At 37.1% G+C, this 20,229-nt stretch carries 14 protein-coding genes and 1 pseudogene; 12 read left to right on the top strand and 3 right to left on the bottom strand.

What is annotated here, in order from left to right:
* Positions 1-29: 29 nt before the first annotated feature.
* Positions 30-821, bottom strand: coding sequence for a DUF2797 domain-containing protein (locus ACFJGY_RS02385; RefSeq protein WP_379967756.1), 792 nt, complete (start codon positions 819-821; stop codon positions 30-32).
* Between the two features lie 101 nt (positions 822-922).
* Between ACFJGY_RS02385 and ACFJGY_RS02380 the strand changes: the two genes are divergently transcribed.
* From ACFJGY_RS02380 to msrA, 9 genes are all read left to right on the top strand, one after another.
* The gene (locus tag ACFJGY_RS02380; RefSeq protein WP_379967754.1) at positions 923-1,732 is read left to right on the top strand and encodes a T9SS type A sorting domain-containing protein; all 810 of its coding nucleotides are present in this window, start codon (positions 923-925) and stop codon (positions 1,730-1,732) included.
* A gap of 81 nt (positions 1,733-1,813) precedes the next feature.
* Positions 1,814-2,842, top strand: coding sequence for a GDP-mannose 4,6-dehydratase (locus ACFJGY_RS02375; RefSeq protein ID WP_379967752.1), 1,029 nt, complete (start codon positions 1,814-1,816; stop codon positions 2,840-2,842).
* Positions 2,843-2,963: 121 nt separating this feature from the next.
* Entirely contained in the window at positions 2,964-3,185 is a 222-nt protein-coding gene (locus ACFJGY_RS02370; protein ID WP_379967750.1) for a DUF2795 domain-containing protein, read from the top strand.
* Positions 3,186-3,290: 105 nt separating this feature from the next.
* The gene (gene secA / locus ACFJGY_RS02365) at positions 3,291-6,362 is read left to right on the top strand and encodes a preprotein translocase subunit SecA (RefSeq protein ID WP_379967748.1); all 3,072 of its coding nucleotides are present in this window, start codon (positions 3,291-3,293) and stop codon (positions 6,360-6,362) included.
* Positions 6,363-6,505: 143 nt separating this feature from the next.
* Positions 6,506-8,656, top strand: coding sequence for a TonB-dependent siderophore receptor (locus ACFJGY_RS02360; protein ID WP_379967746.1), 2,151 nt, complete (start codon positions 6,506-6,508; stop codon positions 8,654-8,656).
* Between the two features lie 42 nt (positions 8,657-8,698).
* Positions 8,699-9,904 carry a PepSY-associated TM helix domain-containing protein gene (locus tag ACFJGY_RS02355; RefSeq protein ID WP_379967744.1) on the top strand — a complete coding sequence of 402 codons (1,206 nt, stop codon included), beginning with the start codon at positions 8,699-8,701 and terminating at the stop codon, positions 9,902-9,904.
* A 107-nt stretch (positions 9,905-10,011) separates the two neighbouring features.
* Positions 10,012-12,594 (top strand): TonB-dependent receptor, encoded by a 2,583-nt coding sequence (locus ACFJGY_RS02350; protein ID WP_379967742.1) that lies wholly within the window; start codon positions 10,012-10,014, stop codon positions 12,592-12,594.
* A 75-nt stretch (positions 12,595-12,669) separates the two neighbouring features.
* Complete coding sequence (locus ACFJGY_RS02345; RefSeq protein ID WP_379967740.1) at positions 12,670-13,641, top strand: ROK family protein; 972 nt, start codon at positions 12,670-12,672, stop codon at positions 13,639-13,641.
* 93 nt (positions 13,642-13,734) lie between these two features.
* Positions 13,735-14,388: a peptide-methionine (S)-S-oxide reductase MsrA gene (gene msrA / locus ACFJGY_RS02340; protein WP_379967738.1), complete on the top strand. Its 654-nt coding sequence runs from the start codon at positions 13,735-13,737 to the stop codon at positions 14,386-14,388.
* Between the two features lie 41 nt (positions 14,389-14,429).
* Here the strand turns inward: msrA and ACFJGY_RS02335 are convergent, their stop codons facing one another.
* Complete coding sequence (locus ACFJGY_RS02335) at positions 14,430-15,539, bottom strand: DUF3078 domain-containing protein (protein ID WP_379967736.1); 1,110 nt, start codon at positions 15,537-15,539, stop codon at positions 14,430-14,432.
* 143 nt (positions 15,540-15,682) lie between these two features.
* Between ACFJGY_RS02335 and ACFJGY_RS02330 the strand changes: the two genes are divergently transcribed.
* The 3 genes from ACFJGY_RS02330 (at position 15,683) to gdhA (ending at position 19,134) form a co-directional block, all read left to right on the top strand.
* Entirely contained in the window at positions 15,683-16,456 is a 774-nt protein-coding gene (locus tag ACFJGY_RS02330) for a rhomboid family intramembrane serine protease (RefSeq protein ID WP_379967734.1), read from the top strand.
* 30 nt (positions 16,457-16,486) lie between these two features.
* Positions 16,487-17,593, top strand: coding sequence for a DNA-processing protein DprA (gene dprA, locus ACFJGY_RS02325; RefSeq protein WP_379967732.1), 1,107 nt, complete (start codon positions 16,487-16,489; stop codon positions 17,591-17,593).
* 182 nt (positions 17,594-17,775) lie between these two features.
* The gene (gene gdhA / locus ACFJGY_RS02320) at positions 17,776-19,134 is read left to right on the top strand and encodes an NADP-specific glutamate dehydrogenase (RefSeq protein WP_379967730.1); all 1,359 of its coding nucleotides are present in this window, start codon (positions 17,776-17,778) and stop codon (positions 19,132-19,134) included.
* Between the two features lie 196 nt (positions 19,135-19,330).
* Here gdhA and ACFJGY_RS02315 read toward each other — a convergent pair.
* Positions 19,331-20,210: pseudogene (locus ACFJGY_RS02315) on the bottom strand (cupin-like domain-containing protein).
* Positions 20,211-20,229 lie beyond the last annotated feature (19 nt).

The following is a 20,229-nucleotide window of genomic DNA, read 5'->3' as shown; positions in this document are numbered from 1 at the left end:
CTAATTGATTACTAAAAACCGTTCCAAGTTTATATCGTCAATTCTACCACATAACCTTCGTGTCCACGTACGTTGATAAAATCATCGCCCTCAAAAGAAAGATATTGTCCTTTGATTCCTTTTAACACACCGCTGAATTCCGGCTTTTTGTCCAGCGTGAAAACATTGATCTTCTCAGGTTTTTCATAAGGAAAATCGAGTTTGATGATATTGTCATCACTTACAGCAAATTTCTTAAAATCATTTGGAAAATATTCTGCGATTTTATTTCGGAAGTCAATCAGATCCAAAGAATCCTCATAATCATCTGTGAGCATTTTTTTGGGATTGGTTTTGTCTGCAACGTGTTTTTTCAATTCCACCTCTATCATTCCGGCTTCATAGCGGTTATCCGTTACGGCAATCGGCAATGCAAAAGTTGCACCCTGATCGATCCACCTTGTCGGGATCTGAGTTTCCCTAGTAACACCTACTTTCACATCGCCGGTGTAGGCCAGATAAACAATATGCGGAACCAGCTGGATCGCTTTTTCTATATCCAAATCTCTCTCGCCAACGCCAAGATGGGCGGTTGACAGTTCCGGTCGGATGATCGTATCGCTTGCATAAGGACTTTCAAAAAAACACTTTTTACAGAACCCCATTCTGTAGATCTTCTCATCGCTGCCACAATTCACACATTCGTAACCGATATGTTTGATGTGGAGTTCTTTCCCAAAAAGCTGATTCATATTAATAAGATCATCATTCAGGTTAAGATAATATTGGATCGGTTGCCCGTTTTGAGAAATCATTTTCAGAATTTGTCCGGAGAATTGCATTTTGTTTTAGATTTGAAATTTGGATTAAAATTAGGCATTTTTCAACGATAAAAATTACTCTATTATTTTTAAATATATTTGTAGAAATTAAAACCATTTTTATGAAAAATATTTATACTTTGTTGTCTTTATTCGTAATGTCTTTCGTTTTTGCGCAGACAACAATTTATTCCGAAAGCTTTGGAACGCCTTCTGCTACAACTCTTTTGACAGCTTATACAGGTTATCAAAATGCGGCTCCGATTACTTATTCCGGAACTGCCGACGTAAGGACGTCCACACCATCTGATTATGCCGGCGCTAGCGCAAGCGGCTCCGTATTCATCGGCGCAGTGACCACTGCTTCCGGAACGCCAATCAAAACACTTATCATCAGCGGAATCAACACAACAAACTACACAGGCCTTACGCTTTCTTTCGGTCATCAAAAAGGAACAAACGCCAGTAGTAATGAATTAAAGGTTGAAGTAAGTTCTGATGGGACAATCTGGACGCCACTTACTTATACCAGACCGACTGGTACTGGAACTTCTGTTTGGCTGGTAGTGATGCCTACAGGAACTATTCCCGCAACATCAAATCTTAGAATCAGATTTTCCAATCCGGCAGACTCTAATGTGGGTTTTAGAATTGATGATGTTAAATTGACAGGATCCAGTACTCTAGCTGTTAATAATATTAAAAAAGAGTATTTCAGCATTTATCCAACGGTTGTAAGCAACGGTATAATTTGTATCACTTCTGAAAATAATAAAACCAAAAAAATCACAGTTTATGATTCCGCCGCAAGGTTGGTAATCAGCAGAGGTACTGAAAAAGAAGTGAATGTTTCACAACTTGCCAAAGGAACTTACGTAATCAATGTGGAGGAAAACGGTATTGTCGAATCCAAAAAATTCATCATTAAATAAAGAATTAAACAAAAAAAGAATCTCTTAATTAGGAGATTCTTTTTTTGTTTAATTCTTATCTTCGCAAGACAATTGATGTTTATGAATTATCTTATCACCGGCGGAAGTGGATTTATCGGTTCTCATCTCGTAGAACAACTTTTAAAAAATGGACATTCTGTCATTAATATTGACAACTTCGACGTTTTTTATGATTATAAAATTAAGATTAAAAATACCTTAGAATCTTTAGGTTCAAAGTCCGAATTTAATTTTTCTGATAAAGAAACTGATGTAGAAAAATTAGCAACCCAAACAAAATCAAGCAACTACCAATTTTACTATCAGGACATTCGGGATAAAAAAGGTTTGGAGATTATTCTTCGTGATCATAAAATTGATCTGGTTATTCATTTGGCGGCTTTGGCCGGCGTTCGGCCTTCAATAGAAAGACCTTTGGAATATGAAGAAGTCAACATCCGCGGAACTCAGAATCTTTGGGAACTTTGCAAAGAATTCGGAATCAAAAAATTCGTTTGTGCTTCATCTTCAAGCGTTTACGGGAATAATGAGAAAATCCCATTTTCTGAAACCGATAATGTCGATAATCCGATTTCGCCTTACGCCGCAACCAAAAAATGCGGAGAAGTTTTGGGTCACGTTTATCACAGTCTTTATCATATTGACATGATTCAGTTAAGATTTTTCACTGTTTATGGTCCAAGGCAAAGACCGGATCTGGCAATTCACAAATTCACGAAACTGATCTTTGACAATCAGGAAATCCCTTTCTACGGAGATGGTTCTACAGCCAGAGATTATACTTTTATTGATGATATTATTGATGGAATTTTAAAATCAATCAAATACCTTGAGACTAATGAAAATGTTTATGAAATCATTAATCTGGGCGAAAGCGAAGTGGTAACTTTAAATGAAATGCTGTCTGTCCTGGAAACCACAATTGACAAAAAAGCCAATAAAAAAATGCTGCCAATGCAGCCGGGAGATGTTCAGAAAACGAATGCCGATATTACCAAAGCAAAAACATTAATAGGATATTCTCCGACCACAACCTTCCAAAATGGCATAAAAAAATTTGTGGAATGGTTTTTGGGAAATCCGCAGTAATACGCAAAGATGACAGCCGAGTTTAAATTTTAAATAAAATAATTTTTAAATATTGTTGAAAATCAGTAGAAAAGTGTATAAAGTATCACCTAATTTTTTACTTTTGCAAAAAATTTAAATTATGTATTGGACATTAGAATTAGCATCTTACCTTAGCGATGCACCTTGGCCGATGACCAAGGCAGAATTAATTGACTACGCTATCAGAACCGGAGCACCGATGGAAGTTGTAGAAAACTTACAGGCAATCGAGGACGAAGGCGAGATCTACGACTCTATAGAGGAAGTATGGTCAGACTATCCAACGGATGACGATTTCCTTTGGAACGAGGACGAATATTAATTAGCTTTTGGCTTCTGGCTCTTTTTGCCTTTTGCCAATTGTTCTTTTTTTAAATAAATAACGCGATTAGCTTAAACGCTAAAAGCAAACCGCAAATAGCAAATTATGAGTTTTTTAAATACAGTTCTTAAAAGTTTTTTGGGAGACAAAAATGCAAAAGATCTTAAAGAAGTAAAAAAAGTTGTCACAAAAATAAAAGCAGTAGAACCTAACATCCAAACATTATCTGATGATGGATTGAGAGATAAAACCGCAGAATTTAAAGATAAAATAAAATCTGCAACTGCCAAATTTACATCCCAGATAGAAGAAACTAAAGAGCAGATAAAAAACTCAACCAACGTTGACGAGAAAGAGGCACTTTTTACCAAAATCGAAACGCTTAAAAAGGAGTCTTACGATGTAGAGGAAAAAGTATTGGCCGAAATTCTTCCAGAGGCATTTGCTTTGGTAAAAGAAACATCCCGCCGTCTGGCGCAAAACGGAGAGATCCGTGTAACGGCTACAGACCGCGATCGTGAACTGGCAGCTACAAAAGATTTTGTAGTTCTGGAAGGCGACATTGCTGTCTGGAAAAACAAATGGGATGCTGCAGGAACGCCTGTCGTTTGGGATATGGTTCATTACGACACACAGTTTATCGGAGGTGTTGTTCTTCATCAGGGTAAAATTGCTGAGATGGCAACAGGTGAAGGTAAAACCCTTGTAGGAACTTTGCCTATCTATCTTAATGCACTTCCCGGCCGTGGTGTTCACGTGGTAACCGTGAATGATTATCTGGCAAAACGTGACTCTGCTTGGATGGGTCCATTGTACGAATTCCATGGATTGACGATTGACTGTATCGATCTTCATCAGCCTAACTCAGACGCAAGAAGAAAAGCTTACCAGTCAAGTATTACTTACGGAACGAATAACGAATTCGGTTTCGATTACCTGAGAGACAATATGGTGACTTCTCCAAATGAATTAGTTCAGGGAGAATTGAACTTTGCTATTGTGGATGAGGTAGATTCTGTATTGGTAGATGATGCCAGAACACCATTGATTATTTCCGGACCTGTTCCGCAAGGTGACAGACAGGAGTTTGATGTTCTGAAGCCATCTGTTGACAGAATTGTTGAAGTTCAGAAAAAAACAGTTTCAGTTCTTTTCAACGAAGCAAAAAAATTAATTGCTGCCGGAAAAACCAAAGAAGGTGGTTTCAAATTATTACAGGCTTACAGAGGTCTTCCGAAAAACAGACAATTGATCAAGTTCTTATCCGAAAGCGGAAACCGTGCATTGCTTCAGAAAGTTGAAGGCCAGTATATGGCAGACAACAATCGTGATATGCCGATTGTAGATAAAGATCTTTATTTCGTAATCGATGAGAAAAATAATCAGATCGATCTGACGGATAAAGGTGTTGAATATATGTCAGCCGGAAATGAGGATCAACAATTCTTTGTTTTAACAGACATCGGAACGGAGATCGCTGAACTTGAAAAGAAAAACCTTTCCAAAGAAGAAGAATTTGCTGCCAAAGAAGAACTGTACAGAGATTTCTCTATCAAATCTGAGCGTATTCATACTTTAAATCAATTGCTTAAGGCATATACATTATTCGAAAAAGATGATGAATATGTTGTAATTGACGGCGAAGTGAAAATCGTAGATGAGCAGACAGGTCGTATCATGGAAGGAAGACGTTATTCTGACGGACTTCACCAAGCAATCGAAGCGAAAGAAAATGTAAAAATCGAAGCAGCGACTCAAACATTTGCAACGGTTACTTTGCAGAACTACTTCCGTATGTATAACAAGCTTGCAGGAATGACCGGAACTGCAGAAACAGAGGCTGGAGAATTCTGGCAAATTTACAAACTGGATGTAGTGGTAATCCCTACCAACAGACCAATCCAAAGAGATGACAGACAAGATTTGGTTTTCAAAACCAATCGTGAAAAATATAATGCAGTAATCGAGGAAATCGAAAAATTAGTAGAAGCCGGAAGACCAATTTTGGTTGGTACAACTTCGGTTGAGATTTCTCAGTTATTGTCAAGAGCCCTTCAATTAAGAAAAATCCCTCACAACGTTTTGAATGCGAAACTTCACAAGAAGGAAGCAGAAATTGTGGCAGAAGCTGGTGGTGCTGGTGTCGTAACCATTGCAACCAACATGGCAGGTAGAGGAACGGATATTAAGCTGAAAGGTGAGGTAAAAGCAAACGGAGGTCTTGCAATCATTGGTACTGAAAGACACGATTCAAGACGTGTTGACAGACAGTTGAGAGGTAGAGCTGGAAGACAGGGAGATCCTGGAAGTTCTCAGTTCTATGTTTCTTTAGAAGACAATTTGATGCGTCTTTTCGGATCGGAAAGAATTGCTAAAATGATGGACAGAATGGGACATAAAGATGGTGAAGTGATTCAGCACTCTATGATTTCCAAATCTATTGAAAGAGCTCAGAAAAAAGTGGAGGAAAATAACTTCGGAGTCAGAAAAAGATTGTTGGAGTACGATGATGTGATGAACAAACAGCGCGACGTGATCTACAAACGTAGAAAGAATGCGTTGTTCGGCGATCACTTGAAGTACGACATTGTGAATATGATCTATGATACGGCGGCAGCGATTGTTTCTCAATCCAAAGCAACCGGAAGTTATAAAGATTTCGAATTCGATATCATCAAATATTTCACAATGGAAGCGCCTGTAACAGAAGCAGAATTTTCCAGCACGCAGATTCCAGCCCTTACAGATATTGTTTTCAAGGCGGCAAAAGAAGATTATGACCTTAGACTGAATCTTCTTAAGGAAAAAGCTTATCCGATCATTGAGAACGTTTTTCTTAATCAAGGATCTATGTTCAAAATGATTCAGGTTCCTTTCACAGATGGTACAAAAACAATGACTATTGTTACCGACTTGAAAGAAGCTTACGAAACAAAATGTGAATCATTAATCACAGATTTTGAAAAGAATATTTCTCTTGCCATCATAGATGAAAACTGGAAAACACACTTAAGAGAAATGGATGACCTTCGTCGTTCTTCGCAAGGTGCAGTTTACGAACAGAAAGATCCATTGGTGATCTACAAGCAAGAATCTTTCTACTTATTCAGTGAAATGGTAGAAAAAGTAAACAAAGAAATCGTTTCTTTCTTATACAAAGGAGAGATCCCGGCTTAAGGAGATTTTCAATTACAAAACGGACCCCGCTGATATTCAGTGGGGTTTTGTTTTTATCAATTCTAAATAAAATGATAAAAATCATAAAGCTTGTTAATTTAGAATAATTAAAAATAATAACTTTGCAAAAAATTATTCTAAACATGAAGAAACTAATTGTAAGTGCTGTGGTCTTGATTTCCACTTTTGCTTATGCTCAGGAGAGTGATACGGTTAAGTCAAATAATATAGATGAAGTAATACTTAATAATCTGATCAGAAAAGATTCGGATTTCTCAAATAAAATGCCTTTAAAAGCAATTGAAGATCCTCAGGTTTACTCATCGGTCGGGAGAGCAGCTTTGGAAAATCAATCCATTTTTACAGTTGATGATGCTTATAGAAATGTAACAGGTCTGCAAAAAATGTGGACAGCAACTTCAAGAGCTGGAGATGGTGGATCATTTATGGTTTTAAGAGGTTTCCCTTCTAATAATTCTATGAGAAATGGTTTAGTCTCTCCTGTTACAACGACTATTGATGCTATAAATATTGAAAGACTAGAAGTTTTAAAAGGGCCTTCCGGAACACTTTACGGAAGCAATGTTGCCTCTTATGGTGGTTTGGTCAACAGAATTACAAAAAGACCTTTTGATACTTTGGAAGGACAAGTAAGTTTATTTGGTGGAAGTTACAATACATATAGAGCTCAAGCGGATGTCAATGCACCATTGACTAATGATAAAAAGCTTCTTCTAAGAGTCAATACCGCTTATACAAACGAAGGCACTTTCCAAAAAAAAGATGCTAAAAATTCATATTTTGCTTTTACACCTTCATTGACTTATAATGTAAATGACAGACTCCAGTTCAATGTAGAATATGAAATGTTCAATACAAGAGCTATTGGCGAACCATTCTTCTTCTATCTTTCTCCTGATACATTAGGTGGAATAAACAATGCAAAAGATCTTGAAAAAAGAGGATTGAATTATAAAGAATCTTACATGGGAGATGATCTTTATACTACTGCAAGAGTTAACAACATCTTTGGACAGATCAATTATAAAATTAATGATAATATCCGTTCATCTACAAGCATCAATAATTCTCGTAGTTATTCTGACGGATTTGGCCCTTACTTCGGTGCAAGATTAGATACAAGCAACAATCTAGTTGTTGACAGATACGACCAAGGAACAAAAGACAGTAAAAAAACCTACTTCCAGGTACAACAGAATTTCAATTTTGATTATTCATTTGGAAATGGTATGAGAAACAGAACTGTTGCCGGTTTTGACTTTTTACAGACAAAAGACAGATCACGTTTCATATATTTAGCTACAGGTGCGTTTGATACAGTATCTGCTACAGGTGGTGATTATTCAGGATTTAACGGATCATCATTAGGAGCTCTATATAATAATCCTGATAACATAAGTCATTATGATATTGATGCAGATACGAACACATATAGTGGTTATGTTTCCAACGTTTTCACTCCTGTAAGCGGGCTTAATTTAGTCTTAGGATTACGTTACGAAAGCAACGATTTTCAGGGTGGTAAAGTTTGGGTAAATGAAACACCTGCTTTCAACCAGTCAGCTTGGTCGCCAAAAGCAGGTTTGGTTTATCAAATTGTTAAAGATAAATTTTCAGTATTCGGAAATTATCAGAACAGCTTCAAGAGCAACGGATATTTTATTATAGATATTGCAGGAAACACCAATTTATCAGATCCTGAACGCGCCAATCAATTTGAAGGTGGTTTCAAAACTAATCTTATCAATGGAAAAATTAATGCAACCGTAAGTTACTACGACATCAAAGTAAAAAATATGTTGCTTTACACAGGGGAATATACCGCAGCATTCCAATCTGTACAGAAACAAGCGGGAGAACTTCAAAGCAAAGGTGTTGAATTAGAAGTTAATGCTTATTTAGTAAAAGGATTTTCCATCATTGGAGGAGTTGCATACAATGACACAAGAGATTTGGCTACTGACCTGAGACCTAATACTGCAGGATCATATTGGTTGGCAAACTTCAACGCAAGCTACCAATTTCTTGATGGAAGTCTTAAAGGATTTGGCTTAGGTGCAGGTGGAAATTATGCCAGTGATAACAACGTAACAGGAAACTTTATCCTTCCGGAATATTTTGTACTAAATGCAAATGCATTCTATGATACAAAAAAATTCAGAATCGGTGTCAAAGTTGACAATCTTACAAATCAGCATTATTGGATAGGGTACACGACTGCAAATCCACAAAAATTACTTAATGCTTTAGGAAGTGTTACATACAAATTCTAAAAATAAAAAAAGCTAAGTTTGCGCTTAGCTTTTTAAAATTTTATGAGGAAAAAACATCATCATAAAAAGAAACCAGGTTTCTTTAAAAAATGGTCAGCCAAACTACATTTGTGGTTTGGCTTGTCCATTGGTACACTTATCTTTATCATTGCAATTACCGGTGCATTATTTGTCTTCAAAGATGAAGTGGAAAATGTGACCCGAAAAGAATATATCTACCACCACGAGCAAAATATTGATCAAAAGCAAATCCTTCCAATTCGGAAAATGGAAAGACTGGTAGATCAGCAATCCAAAGAGGATTATCCAATCCATTGGGTCAATGTTCCGATTGATAAAACAATGTCCTATCAATTCTATTGGTACGAGCATCAGCCCGATCAGTGGAATTATTTTGATGAATTTCCGATTTACAAAGTTGCTTACGTCAATCCTTATTCAGGTAAAGTTCTGAAAACTTATGATGAGAAAAACGGTTTCTTTGCTATTGTAAAATCCATCCACTGGAGTTTCCTTCTGAAACAGGATTGGGGAACTTATGTTGTTGGGATTCCGGTTATTATTTTCTTACTAATGCTGATCACAGGGATCGTTCTTTGGTGGCCCAAAAATAAAGCCGCCAGAAAACAGCGTTTCAAATTCCAATGGAAAGACACCACACAATGGAAACGGAAAAATTATGACCTTCATAACATCCTCGGATTTTACTCCTCTATTTTTGCATTGATTCTTACAATTACAGGTTTATTTTATGCGTTTTTCGTAGTTCAGGCAATGATTTATTATACTTTTTCCGGTGGAGAAACGGCTTATCCCGACTTTTCGAAGATCACAACAAAAGCACCGATAGAGATGAAAACTGATAGAACTCTGGACAAGATTTCGGACAAGGTAAAAGAACTTTATCCAACAGCTTATGGCTTCAGCCTGGATCTTGGGCATCCTCATATCGACGATCACGAACATCCGAATTTTGAGGTTTATGTGAAACATCTCTCGTATTCATATCATAAAAGCAGCAGTTTGATTTTTGATGAAAATTCTGGGGAGCTTTTGCACAGACACGATCCAAAGGATAAAAACTTTGGAGAGAAGACAGTTGCTGCCAATTACGATATTCACGTTGGAGCTATCTTAGGATTGCCTACAAAAATCATTGCATTTATTGTCAGTTTGATTATCGCTTCAATGCCGATCACTGGCTTTATGATCTGGTGGGGACGTAGAAAGAAAACACAAGTAAAATAATTGATAAAAAACCTGAAATAAATCATTCGGGTTTTTTGTTAAATTTAATTCATACTATTTTAGTATGAATTTATAATTTTTTACATTTGCTCATTAATTTTTAAACTATGAGCAAAAATTCGACTCTCTTAGCAAAGATCACTTTTATCTTTTTTATTTTCTCTTTCATTAATTTATCTGCGCAGAATTCTATCTATGGGATAATCCTGGACAGCATCAATAATAAGCCTGTCAGTTCTGTAAAGATCACTTCGAAGTCTGATAAAAACCTGACAGTACAAACCGATCAAAACGGAAACTTTATTTTAAATAACATTAATGTGTTTCCTATCGATTTTAAAATTCAAAAATCAGGATTTGAGGTTATACAATATTCACTAAAAGAAAATCCCAGCGACACTCTCATCATCAAACTTCTCCCAAATGATTTTGTTATTACGGAAGTCATTGTCACAGCAAGAAGACGGGAAGAAACTGCGCAGGAAGTCCCGATACCTATTAATGTCATCTCAGGAAAGAAAGCTGAAGAAACTGGTGCTTTTAATGTTAATCGTTTAAAGGAACTGGTTCCTTCTGTTCAGTTTTACAGTTCGACACCCAGGAATACAAGTCTCAGCATCAGAGGATTGGGCTCTACTTTTGGTTTGACGAATGATGGTCTGGACCCAGGCGTTGGGTTTTATGTAGATGGCGTTTATTATGCAAGACCTGCAGCCACAACACTTGATTTTGTTGATATCGAGAGAATTGAGGTTTTACGTGGTCCTCAGGGAACTTTATTCGGAAAAAACACAACGGCAGGAACTTTTAACGTCACCACAAAACAACCAAGTTTCACAACAGGCGGAACGGCTGAGATCAGTTTTGGAAATTATGGGTTTATCCAGGCAAAAACTTCTGTCACAGGTGCCATTTCTGAGAAATTTGCCAATCGTTTTTCGGCTTCGGGAACGCATCGTGACGGGACAATTTATAATTCCAGAACCAGTCAGAATCTAAACGATATTAATTCTATCGCTCTTCGTGATCAATTATTATACAAACCAAATGAAAACCTGAAATTCATCCTGACCGGAGATTACAACAGATTAAGAGCAAACGGTTATGCACAAGTTATTGCCGGAGTTGTAACGACAAAAAGAGCAGCCTACAGACAATTTAATAATATTATTTCAGATCTTGGCTATACACTTCCGGCAATCGACCCTTTTAACAGAACGGTCGACACAGACACTCCCTGGAAAGCTGAACAGGATATGGGCGGACTTTCTTTAAACGCTGAATATAATTTAGGGAAAGGAAAAATAGTGTCAACCTCAGCCTGGAGATTCTGGAACTGGAATCCTTCAAATGACAGAGATTTCACCGGACTTTCGGCTTTGGCAAAATCCCAGGCACCGAGCAAGCACCAGCAATGGAGCCAGGAGATTCGCTGGTCTGGGAATTTTAATGAAAAGCTGAGTGGTGTCTTCGGCGTTTTCGGAATCTGGCAGAGATTAAGAGCCGATAAAAACGGACAGATCGAAGAAGCAGGCAAGGATCAATGGCGGTTTTCCCTTAATTCGACCAATGCAGCGGTGATTAATCAATGGAAAACGCCCGGCCTTCTGGAAGGTTACGGAATCAAATCTTATCCAAGCCTCAATTCTTTCAGCGGTGCGGTTTTTGGACAACTAGACTGGAATTTTACTGATAAGTTCAGCTTGCTTCCGGGAGTAAGAATTAATTATGACAAGAAAGAAATCGATTTCAAAAGGATCACTTACGGCGGACTGCAAACAAATGATCCTGCATTGATTGCCATAAAAAACTCGGTTTACAGCAATCAGGAATTCAATGCATCGATTGATGATACTAATTTTTCCGGACAATTAACTTTGGCATTTAAACCAACTAAAAATTACAATCTTTTCGGAACATTTTCTACAGGCTTCAAACCGGTTGGACTTAATCTTGGTGGACTTCCAACAAATCCCGATGGAACTGCAATGACAGAACTTGCCGTTATAAAACCGGAACGAATTCTACATTACGAATTAGGACTGAAATCTCAGCCTTTCAAAAATTTTATATTTAACCTGACGCTTTATAATTCGGCAATCAAGGATTATCAGGTTCAGGTTCAGGCCGCAGATCTTTCCATCAACCGTGGTTATCTTGCCAATGCAGAAAAAGTTAGAGTACGAGGCGTTGAAACCGATCTTTCCTACACATTTAGCAATTTGTATTTCTATTCCAATCTGGCATATACAGAAGCGATATATAAAAAATTCACCAATGCACCGCCAGCATTGGAAGATACAGGCGGACCAACGTTCATCGATATTTCCGGAGGTGTTTTGCCGGGTGTTTCAAAGTGGGCAGGTTCTACAGGTGGCGAGATTAATTTCTCAGGGAAATTCCTCAATTATAATGGCGATTATTTCTTTGCTCTGGACAGCTATTACCGTTCAACATTTTCTTCAAGCCCTACTCCATCAAAATTCCTGAATATCCCGGGTTATGCTTTATTCAATTCAAGATTCGGATTCCGTGTAAGACAAGGTGTTACAGCTTATGTATGGGTAAGAAATATTCTCAACAGGGATTATTTTGAGCAATTGCTTCCGGGCGCAGGAAATGCAGGACATTATGCGGCTGTTTTAGGAGATCCGAGAACTTTTGGCGTCACAATTAAATATAATTTCTAAAATTTAAAATTTAGTTAATATTTAAGGAATATTAAAAACCTTTTTTCTAAATTTAGGGTCTTAAAAATTCAATCGATGTCATTAATTGATTTATCACGACAAATCGCCATAGGTATAGATATTGGCGGAACTAATACCAAATTCGGTTTGGTAAACCACCGAGGAGAGATTCTCGCAAAAGGAAGCATAAAAACTGAGGAATACAAACAAGTAGAAGATTTTATCGAAGCTTTGTATGTCAACATAAAACCTCTGATAGATGAGGTTTCCACCAATACAACTTTGGACGGAATCGGCGTTGGCGCACCCAACGCCAATTATTATACCGGCACCATAGAATTAGCACCAAATCTTCCGTGGAAAGGTGTGGTTCCGTTTGCTGAATTGATGACAAAGAAATTCGGTGTTCCTTGCAAGATGACCAATGATGCCAATGCGGCTGCGCTCGGGGAGATGATGTTTGGCGCTGCAAGAGGAATGAAGGATTTCATAATGATAACACTTGGAACCGGTGTTGGAAGCGGCATCGTAGCCAGCGGAAGTCTGATCTACGGTCACGATGGATTTGCCGGAGAACTGGGTCACACGGTTGTAAAACCAGGCGGAAGAAAACACTGGAGTACAGGTTCTGAAGGTAGTCTTGAGGCTTATGCTTCTGCAACCGGAATTGCCATTACTGCTAAAAAATTCCGTGCTGAGTTTCCGGATTCTATGCTTAATCAATATCCTGAAGAAAACATCAATTCCAAAACTGTACACGAATGTGCACTTAAAGGCGATCCGACAGCGATAGAAGTTTTCCGATATACAGGACAGAAATTGGGAGAAGCATTAGCAAACTTTGTTATGTTCTCCTCACCTGAAGCCATATTATTATTTGGAGGCGTAATAAAAGCAGGAGATTTCCTTCTGAAACCAACAAAATTACATATGGAACGTAACCTGTTACCGATTTTCCGCTCAAAGGTAAAATTGGTTTTCAGCGAACTGGACGAAGCTGATGCAGCTATTCTTGGCGCAAGTGCTCTCGTTTGGGAAAATAAATAATTGACATAGAGAAATCCTTTGACACCAATTTTTAATAGGAATAATTTTTGCTATTAAGATTTAGGAAAATCAGAGGATTTTTCTTGCTCAAAAATGAAACGTTATTTATTAATCATCCTAAGTCTTTTCCTTGTCAATTACAATGGACAGGAGAAAAAATCAAAACCTTTAACAAATCAAAAAATGGATAAAAACAATTTGGAGTATGCCACTTTGGCAGGCGGATGTTTTTGGTGTGTGGAGAGTTGTTTCCATATGCTGAAAGGTGTAGAATCTGTAACTTCCGGCTATTCCGGCGGACATACGGAAAACCCAACTTATGAAGAAGTTTGTACAGGAACAACTGGTCATGCAGAAGTAGTTCAGATCGCATTTGATCCTAAAATTATTTCTTATAAACAATTACTGGAAGTATTCTGGTTTCTTCATAACCCGACAACGCTTAACAGACAAGGCAATGATGTTGGAACACAATACAGATCGTCTGTTTTCTATCATTCTGAAAAACAAAAACAAGAAGCTGAAGAGTCTATGAAAGAATCTGAAGCAAAAGGAGAATGGAACGGAAAATATGTAACAGAGATTGTTCCTTTCAAAAAATTCTGGTCAGCAGAAGCTTACCACCAAGGTTATTACAATGCCAATCCAAACCAGCCATATTGCAGCGCTGTAGTTGGACCAAAGATTCAAAAATTCAAAAAACACTTTGGAGAATTGGGTTGGTTACAAGAAAAAGTGGAGCAATAAGCTCCACTTTTTTTATTCTAAATTGTGATGAAATCCTTTTTTTAATTCACAAAAGGTTTAATAACACCGGTCGTAGTATCTCTATCAACCTTATAGCCAAGATTATAAGTAATTCCGAATCCTAAAGTTTGTTTTCTCTGCAGCTTCTGTATTTGATCGTGATCGTACATCATATCGATCGTTACAACGCCTGAGATATATTTATTGAATTTAAGGTTTAAGGAACCGCTGTAATTGATATCGACTCTTTCTGTATGTTGTAGATAATTGCTGAAGAAATTAACCTGATTGACGTACGTAATATCCTTATATATCTTAATTTTATAAAGAATATTGACCATTGCTCCCAACTCAGCACGCATACTTTGCCCATCTCTTTCCAAACCATAACTGCCTTTTGTCTGAAGTTTTTCATCTAATACAAAAGTGAATTTTCCATTTAAAGGGCGGACAATCAACTGGAAATTATCGTTCGGATTATAAGAGAAACCGAGACCGACATTCAGATAACCCGGTGCCATAAATTTGGAAATTCTGTCATCAAAAATAGGATCAGGCGTCGTGGAATAATTGAATCCCGGTGTAAATTGTGACAAAAACTGGAAACCTGTTGACAAATAATAATGCTGCGCCAATTCGTACCCGTAATTGGTCATAATATTAATGTAATCATCTGTCTTTCTGGTAGATTGACCTGTTGAAGACACAAATCCATAACCCAATTGGATGTTATTATCAAGGTAATGTCTGTTCTTTTTATAAACGATATTATAATTGACTTTTCCGATAACTCCAATGTTATTATTCCCGCCGGCATACCAATTTGCAAATGATGACTGATTGAAAACCAAGCTGTTCTGTCCAAAGAAAAACCAGCGTTTCAATGTTGGAAGATTAAGAATAGAAGACGGTGTCAAGGGACTGGTATCTTCTGTATTGGAAACGATAATCGTATTATTGGAAAGTTTTACAGAATCATTTTTTAATGACCTGATGTCAACGATCTTAGGATTTGCCAGACTGTCTATATCAATAGCTGTAGAGTCCCATCTTTTCTGAGCTATTGAGTCTATTAATTTCTGATAATCAGTAATTTGAGCCTTAGACAAAAAGACAAACATCAACGTAAAAACTACCAATACCTTTTTCATTAATAACAAATTTTTCACAAAAATAATAAATCTAAACTTTTAAATATCTGACTTAATAACCAAATTCTCAATTAATCATTGGTTTTTTGCGGACAAAATTACCTTTTCTGTAAAATGGCTGTATAATTGTGATTCTCAAATCCATGTTTTTGAAAACCTTTCATTTAAAATCCTTTTTGGTTCCAATAGCAATGTTGTCATTGATGTGGATCTTTTTCCTGCTCCAGAATCTCGGATTTTTTGGAGGTTGTTATGGTGCCATTATTCCTCTTGTTCCGGAAGGTTTGAGCGGCGTTATCTTTGCGCCCTTGCTTCACGGAAGTCTTGATCACATTCTCGGTAATTCGATGCCGATCGCAATTCTCTTATTTTTATTATTTGAATTTTATCCAAAAATCGCTTTCAAAATTTTCTTCATTGGCTGGCTTGCTTCCGGATTACTGGTCTGGATGCTGCCGCCGATTGATATTATTACTGGAAAATGGAATTACAACTGCATTATTGGCGCAAGCGGATTAGTTTATATGCTGGCCTTTTTCATCTTTTTCAGTGGCGTTTTCCGATGGAATATGAAGTTGCTGACAGTTTCCTTAGTCGTTGCTCTGTATTACGGAAGTTTGATCTGGGGGATTTTCCCGGAAGAGTTCTTTTCACAACTCCAGGAACCAAGCAAAATCAGCTGGCAATCGCATCTGGCAGGAAGTATTACCGGAATTATTATGGCATTGATCTTCAGAAAATATGGTGACAAAAAAATCAGATATATCTGGGAATATCCGGAATATTACAGCGAAAGAGATGACAAAATGTGGCAGGAATATATCCTGAATCATCCGGAAGATTTTGAAGAATTACCTCAGCTGAAACAACAAAATATTTGGGAATATCTGGATGAGATCCGAAAAAATGAAAAATAATTTCTAAATTGGTCGTACACAAATGACCCTATGACATCCGAAGAATATCTCTACATTCTTGCGCTGAAACAGTGCAAAAACATTGGCAACATCAATCTTAAAAAGCTGATAAAACATATTGGATCAGCAAAAAAAGTCTGGGAATCCTCTCCCAACTCTCTTCTTTCAATTTCTGGAATCGGGAAAAGCAGTATTCAGAATATTGGGAACAAAGAGTTTCTAAAATCTGCTGAGAAAGAAATAAAATTCTGTGAAAAACAGGCCATTAATATTATTTCGCAGGAAGACAACCTGTATCCAAAACATCTTCTGAATTGTGATGATGCGCCTATGATCTTATTTTACAAAGGCAATTTGAATAATGAATCTAATCCGGTAAGTATAGTTGGAACAAGAAAACTGACGGCTTATGGTAAACATTTTATTCAGGATCTGATGTCAGAGTTATCATCTTCAAAAGTGTGTACAGTCAGCGGATTGGCTTTAGGCGCAGATTCCTGTGTACACGAAGAATCTCTTAAAAATGAAATTCCCACCATTGCAGTTTTGGCTCAGAGTCTGGATAAAATCTATCCTGCCTCCAACAAAAATCTTTCAAAAAAGATTATCGAAAACAATGGCGCACTAATAACAGAATACGCATCTTTTGAAGTAATGGCTAAAGAAAACTTCTTACAGCGAAACAGAATCATCGCAGGCCTTTCTCCACATTTGATTGTTGTGGAAACGGCTTACGGCGGCGGATCTGTAACAACCGTGACGGCTGCGAACCAATACAACAGAGATGTTTTTGCTTTGCCGGGAAAAATTATTGATGTTTATAGCCAAGGCTGCAATCAATTGATAGCCAATAACAAAGCCGAAACTATTGTCGATATCAAAACACTTGTTAAGAATCTGAATTTCTCGCCTCAACCGGAATTATTTCCAAAGGAAGAAAAGAAAATAAACCTGGATCCTGAGAGAAAAGACCATCACAGGATTTTAGAATTAATTACGGAAAACAAAACGATTTCTCTCGACGAATTAGCAGAAAAATCTGACATTCTCCATCATAAGATTTTGCCAATTCTTCTTGATCTAGAGATATATGGTCATATCAAATGTCTTTCCGGACGACAATATCAACTTAATTAAGAAAAATGACATTCCGAAAATTTGAAGTAATTTAATATTAAATTCAAAAATTGTTAACACAAAAGATGTAATTATACATAATGCAAAAAACTTAATCAATATCATTAAATTTTCAATAAAAATTAAAATATTACTTGCGAAATTCGAAAATAAAATTAAATTTGTTGTCATAATTGTACACAATGGAATTATTTAACGTTGAAGAAAAGATTCAGGAATTTATGGCAAAAATCGAAGCCAAAAATCCGAACGAACCCGAATTTATCCAGGCTGTAAAAGAAGTTGCGGTGACCGTAATTCCTTTCATTGCTACGAGAAAAGAATATACCGGAATGAAACTTCTGGAAAGAATGGCTGAGCCGGAAAGAGTAATCATTTTCCGCGTCCCGTGGATTGATGACAAAGGCGAAATCCAGGTAAACAGAGGGTTCAGAATACAGATGAATTCTGCAATCGGACCTTACAAAGGCGGAATCAGATTTCATCCAACTGTGAATCTTAGTGTTTTGAAATTTTTAGCGTTTGAGCAAACATTCAAAAATTCCCTTACTACTTTGCCAATGGGTGGTGGAAAAGGAGGTTCTGATTTTGATCCCCAAGGAAAATCGGATATGGAAGTAATGCGTTTCTGCCAGGCATTTATGATGGAACTTTGCAAACATATTGGTCCTGAGACGGATGTTCCTGCCGGAGATATTGGTGTTGGCGCAAGAGAAATCGGATATCTTTTCGGGATGTATAAAAAGATCAGAAACGAATTTACGGGTGTTTTGACAGGTAAGGGTTTGGCTTATGGGGGATCTTTAATCAGACCTGAAGCAACCGGTTATGGCGTTGTTTATTTTGCTGAGCAAATGTTGAAAACAATCAACGAATCTATTGCCGGGAAAACTGTCGCCGTTTCCGGATTTGGAAACGTGGCTTGGGGTGTTATCAAAAAAATTAATGATCTTGGCGGAAAAGTAGTGACAATGTCTGGTCCGGATGGCTACATCTATGATAAAGACGGAATCTCGGGAGAAAAAATCGAATATCTACTGGAATTAAGAGCAACAGGCAATAACAGAGCAGAAGATTACGTTACGAAATATCCGGAAGCACAGTTCTTCGCAGGGAAAAGACCTTGGGAAGTAAAGTGTGATCTCGCTTTCCCTTCTGCAACTCAAAATGAACTGGATCTGGAAGACGCCAAAGCACTTGTGGCAAATGGTTGTCTTTGTGTAACTGAGGCTGCAAATATGCCTTCTACATTAGATGCTATTAATTATTTCCTTGACAATAAAGTTCTTTTCTCTCCGGGGAAAGCTTCTAATGCCGGTGGTGTTGCAACTTCCGGATTGGAAATGACGCAGAACTCTATCAGACTTAACTGGTCTTCTGAAGAAGTAGATGCAAGATTGAAAGAAATCATGATCGGCATCCACAAAGCTTGTAGAGACTACGGAAAAGAAGAAGACGGATATGTAAACTATGTGAAAGGTGCTAATATTGCCGGTTTCGTGAAAGTTGCGGAAGCAATGTTGGCGCAAGGTGTCGTTTAAGTGAGATATTAGAAGTTAGATTTTAGAAATTAGAATCTAAATATTCATCATAAAAAAGTGCAGCTAAATTATTTAGCTGCACTTTTTATTTATTTAATAATTGAAAATACTTAATACTTAATACTTAATACTTAATACTTAATACTTAATACTTAATACTTAATACTTAATACTTTTTACTTAATACTTTTTACAATTATTTCGGCAAACCTTTTTTCAAAGCATAATTAGCTCTTTCAACTGCTTTTTTCTCTTTCCAGTTCATATAATTAGCTTTGAATTTGGTTTTCATAAAATTGTCGAAACCTCTTTGTACTGTAAGATTCCATAAAGAATTAGCTTTTACACTCCAGCTTTTGTCCCATGCTCTTAGCGAAAGAGAGAAACTGCCATCCAGATATTTCATCCAGTGCCACCAGCCTGTCGGCATAAAAAGCGTATCGCCGTGTTCCAGGAAGCATTCGATACCTTCTACTCCATTCAAAGCAGGGAATTTCTCAAAATCAGGATTTTCTATATCAAAATCTTCCAAAGCATATGTTGTGTAAGGCAATTTGTAAAGCCTGTCTTTCCATTTGTATTCGAACAGTAAACATGTTTCTTCCGTTGAAATGTGTGTGGAAAATATGAGCAAGATCTATATCAAAATGTAAAAAAGTTACGGAACTTTCTCCTCCGAAAAACATACTTGGATATTTGTCCAGGAAACCGCCCATTAATTCTTTTGGTGGGATATAATCCTTCAAAATATCCGGTGCGTGTTTTATAGGATCAAAAAAGAAAATCCGGAGATCTGTTGGTTCTCGTTGTATCAGATCGATGTAATCTGCAAATTTCATCTCTGTAGTTGGCGTATTGATAGGAGCTGCAGGATCGGCTTTTGCGCTGTCATACAATGGAACTGTCACATCTCCCACTACTTCTTTTATATATTCCATTGTCCATTTCTGATAAGCCGGCCAGTTTTTCGCCATATTTTTGATGACAACTGGTTTGCGTGGTTTCAGATATTTTTCAAAAAATTCCTCTTTTGTAATATCATCTACTATATCAATCGGTTTTAAGATAACTCCCATATTAATCTAATATTAAGAA

The organism is Epilithonimonas sp. UC225_85, assembly GCF_042695135.1.
Taxonomy (GTDB): domain Bacteria; phylum Bacteroidota; class Bacteroidia; order Flavobacteriales; family Weeksellaceae; genus Epilithonimonas.
The sequence above is the reverse complement of the archived record's forward strand: the minus strand, read 5'-3'. Positions and strand labels throughout refer to the sequence as shown.

Excerpts from the sequence above, each read along its gene's own strand:
- ACFJGY_RS02385 (WP_379967756.1), bottom strand. The coding sequence starts at position 821 with ATGCAATTCTCCGGACAAATTCTGAAAATGATTTCTCAAAACGGGCAA.
- ACFJGY_RS02380 (WP_379967754.1), top strand. The coding sequence starts at position 923 with ATGAAAAATATTTATACTTTGTTGTCTTTATTCGTAATGTCTTTCGTT.
- ACFJGY_RS02375 (WP_379967752.1), top strand. The coding sequence starts at position 1,814 with ATGAATTATCTTATCACCGGCGGAAGTGGATTTATCGGTTCTCATCTC.
- ACFJGY_RS02370 (WP_379967750.1), top strand. The coding sequence starts at position 2,964 with ATGTATTGGACATTAGAATTAGCATCTTACCTTAGCGATGCACCTTGG.
- secA (WP_379967748.1), top strand. The coding sequence starts at position 3,291 with ATGAGTTTTTTAAATACAGTTCTTAAAAGTTTTTTGGGAGACAAAAAT.
- ACFJGY_RS02360 (WP_379967746.1), top strand. The coding sequence starts at position 6,506 with ATGAAGAAACTAATTGTAAGTGCTGTGGTCTTGATTTCCACTTTTGCT.
- ACFJGY_RS02355 (WP_379967744.1), top strand. The coding sequence starts at position 8,699 with ATGAGGAAAAAACATCATCATAAAAAGAAACCAGGTTTCTTTAAAAAA.
- ACFJGY_RS02350 (WP_379967742.1), top strand. The coding sequence starts at position 10,012 with ATGAGCAAAAATTCGACTCTCTTAGCAAAGATCACTTTTATCTTTTTT.
- ACFJGY_RS02345 (WP_379967740.1), top strand. The coding sequence starts at position 12,670 with ATGTCATTAATTGATTTATCACGACAAATCGCCATAGGTATAGATATT.
- msrA (WP_379967738.1), top strand. The coding sequence starts at position 13,735 with ATGAAACGTTATTTATTAATCATCCTAAGTCTTTTCCTTGTCAATTAC.
- ACFJGY_RS02335 (WP_379967736.1), bottom strand. The coding sequence starts at position 15,539 with ATGAAAAAGGTATTGGTAGTTTTTACGTTGATGTTTGTCTTTTTGTCT.
- ACFJGY_RS02330 (WP_379967734.1), top strand. The coding sequence starts at position 15,683 with ATGTTTTTGAAAACCTTTCATTTAAAATCCTTTTTGGTTCCAATAGCA.
- dprA (WP_379967732.1), top strand. The coding sequence starts at position 16,487 with ATGACATCCGAAGAATATCTCTACATTCTTGCGCTGAAACAGTGCAAA.
- gdhA (WP_379967730.1), top strand. The coding sequence starts at position 17,776 with ATGGAATTATTTAACGTTGAAGAAAAGATTCAGGAATTTATGGCAAAA.